The sequence below is a fragment of the Pandoraea anapnoica genome, from assembly GCF_902459765.1.
Classification (GTDB): domain Bacteria; phylum Pseudomonadota; class Gammaproteobacteria; order Burkholderiales; family Burkholderiaceae; genus Pandoraea; species Pandoraea anapnoica.
Window position 1 is genome coordinate 1 of the sequence record NZ_CABPSP010000032.1, and the last position, 2646, is coordinate 2646.

Here is a 2646-nt window from a genome sequence, read left to right on the forward strand (position 1 = left end):
GGCACACCGACCTGACGGGCGAGCAGGATGTGCTCACGCGTTTGCGGCATCGGGCCGTCAGCAGCCGAGCAAACCAGAATAGCGCCGTCCATCTGGGCAGCACCGGTAATCATGTTCTTGACGTAGTCGGCGTGGCCCGGGCAGTCAACGTGTGCGTAGTGGCGCGTAGCCGTTTCGTACTCGATGTGTGCCGTGTTGATGGTAATGCCGCGTGCCTTTTCTTCCGGCGCTGCGTCGATTTCGTCGTACTTCTTGGCTTCGCCGCCGAACTTGGCCGACAGAACCGTTGCGATAGCAGCCGTCAGGGTGGTCTTGCCATGGTCAACGTGGCCAATGGTACCGACGTTCACGTGCGGCTTAGTCCGCTCGAATTTTTCCTTTGCCATTTCCGACTCCTAACGGGTTATCTATTGCCGAGGTTGCTCGGCATGTTGATTGCCGCGCTTCACACTATCTTTTGGTGCCCATGGGCAGGATCGAACTGCCGACCTCTCCCTTACCAAGGGAGTGCTCTACCACTGAGCCACATGGGCGAATCCTGTACTACTGCTTCTGCGCGTCACCTGGAGCGGGTGAAGGGAATCGAACCCTCGTCATAAGCTTGGAAGGCTTCTGCTCTACCATTGAGCTACACCCGCTTGGATTTCGACTCTCGCCACTTGGTAACAAGCGCCGGAGAACTTATGTTTCCGGCGCTCATCACTTCCGCATTCTGGTGGAGGAGGTTGGATTCGAACCAACGTAGGCGTAAGCCAACAGATTTACAGTCTGCCCCCTTTAGCCACTCGGGCACCCCTCCGCAGAGAATTTGCAATTATGGAGATGTCGCCCTGCCTTGTCAACACCTTCCACGCATTAAATATGCAGTTTCTATGCCTGCGGCTCAGAAAAATTCAAGAGAACGCGGCAACTCTTTGATTTATTGGGTTATCTTGAATTTCAGGGAATCGACGAAAGGCTGTCAGCGAGCGCCTGCTAACAATCGCCTACGCCAGACGTCCATGTGGCTGTTCAGGCAGTCTCTCCCCATGTGAAATTCTCGCCGCAGCTTTTGCGCGAGGCTACGTTTCGCCTTTTGGCGGCCGACGATCGTGGTACCGAGATCATCACCCACGTCCACAACGATGTCGGGCGGCATGGAGATCATGCGGATGCCGTGCTCCCAATTGCGGTTCAGCATGTCGTCGACCGGATGAATCATCCGTTTGGCGTAGTCCAATAGAGCTAACGCGGCGTCGCGGCGGATTAGGTAGCCCTGAGTGCCACCAGGCTGCTTGCGGTGGTCATGGAGGATGCCGCCATCCGGGAGCTCACACACCTTCCAACGCCCGGAATCCCCACCGCTCTTTAGCCTCATGATCCCCCAGTGAATCGAGACGTCCAGCGCCACGGCAAGACGCTCAGGGAAATCGGACGTCAGTTTGACGTCGTCTTCCAGGACACACCAGATATCGTCATTAGATCGCGCCAGCGCTTCCCAGATGCGATAGTGGCTGTCATAGCAGCCCACCTCTCCGAGCGTGAGGTGGCTGGAATACATTTTGAGGCGAGTCACCTCGTCGTACGTCACCGGATATTGGTCAATGCGCTGCGCATCGAAGAATCTGAATGGGACGCTCGCTTTGGTCAGCTGCGCAGTGATATGAGCACGACGCTCGTGGCTGTCGATTAACGACACGACGATTACAGGAGGAAGACGCAACCCCGGGACGCACATCTGGTTCATTTTTTTGTGATCTACATAAGCACGGCGTCGAGAATACGATGTGCTCATATTGCTGTCTGAAACGGAAGACAGAATAAACCGCAAATATGTCGAACAGCCCACTTAGTCATGCGCTTTCAGAGTCGTCTTATACGAACTGAGCGGTTTCCCCTCCGCTCTTCAAGTGCTCTTCGCGAACGGTCAGTTTCCGTGAAGAAAGGCGCGGCAAGGCGGGCGGATAAGCCTTCCAACGAGCTCCGGGCTGGCACCGCTCAACAGGGACGAGCGCAAGACTAGCGTTGGTTGACGTCAGGATGAATTGTTTGAATCGCTTCAGTGAACTCTGCACGCTTCGCCAAAGAGCGGCGTCGCGCTGAGACTCGTTAAGCCAGCTGATCGCCCGGACCATCCGGCACACCAGATGCCATCAATCTCATTGACCTTATCGACTGCTCTGCGGCGCAGCGCCCGAGCAGTTGCTCGAGCGATGGCATTGATCAACGTAAGGGCACCGGCCGGCATTCGAGCGTCGAATCCTCTGGAAGAATGGATCAAGTCCCCATCGGGCATCTACGTTAGCCCGTTGTCTCGACGTATAGGTGTCTCAAGCGCCTTATGTACGTCCGTCGAGCAATGGGGGATATCGCATGGATGCGCTGACTTCGCGTCCGACACGCAGATCAACAACACCGAGGCCCAGATGATCCACCAAGCACTCGGGTTCACGGAAATGGAGCGCGTCGTGGTGTACAGGAAGCACTGCAAGCTTGATTGACCGACTGACAGGGGAGCGTAACGATCATTTATCAAGTCCCGGTCGTCTTACGCGACTTTCCAAGCATGGTTTCAGCGGGCAATGCGTCAGATTCGGCCTGTGAGGCACCGATGAAAGCGTCGCTGCAAAGCAAAAACCCCTTGCTACTGCTGTAGCAAGGGGTTTT

Annotated in this window: 3 protein-coding genes and 3 tRNA genes; 1 reads left to right on the forward strand and 5 read right to left on the reverse strand. The window is 55.9% G+C overall.

Annotated features, from left to right (window positions below):
- From PAN31117_RS26830 to PAN31117_RS26850, 5 genes are all read right to left on the reverse strand, one after another.
- A partial coding sequence (locus PAN31117_RS26830) for a GTP-binding protein (RefSeq protein ID WP_246189276.1) occupies positions 1–386 on the reverse strand: 386 nt, incomplete at its 3' end.
- Positions 387–458: 72 nt separating this feature from the next.
- A tRNA-Thr gene (locus PAN31117_RS26835) sits at positions 459–533 on the reverse strand.
- A 31-nt stretch (positions 534–564) separates the two neighbouring features.
- A tRNA-Gly gene (locus PAN31117_RS26840) sits at positions 565–638 on the reverse strand.
- 75 nt (positions 639–713) lie between these two features.
- Positions 714–799 (reverse strand) — tRNA-Tyr (locus PAN31117_RS26845).
- Positions 800–961: 162 nt separating this feature from the next.
- Positions 962–1774: a glycosyltransferase family 25 protein gene (locus PAN31117_RS26850; RefSeq protein WP_150740868.1), complete on the reverse strand. Its 813-nt coding sequence runs from the start codon at positions 1772–1774 to the stop codon at positions 962–964.
- 418 nt (positions 1775–2192) lie between these two features.
- Between PAN31117_RS26850 and PAN31117_RS27910 the strand changes: the two genes are divergently transcribed.
- Positions 2193–2480: a GNAT family N-acetyltransferase gene (locus PAN31117_RS27910; RefSeq protein WP_150740869.1), complete on the forward strand. Its 288-nt coding sequence runs from the start codon at positions 2193–2195 to the stop codon at positions 2478–2480.
- Positions 2481–2646 lie beyond the last annotated feature (166 nt).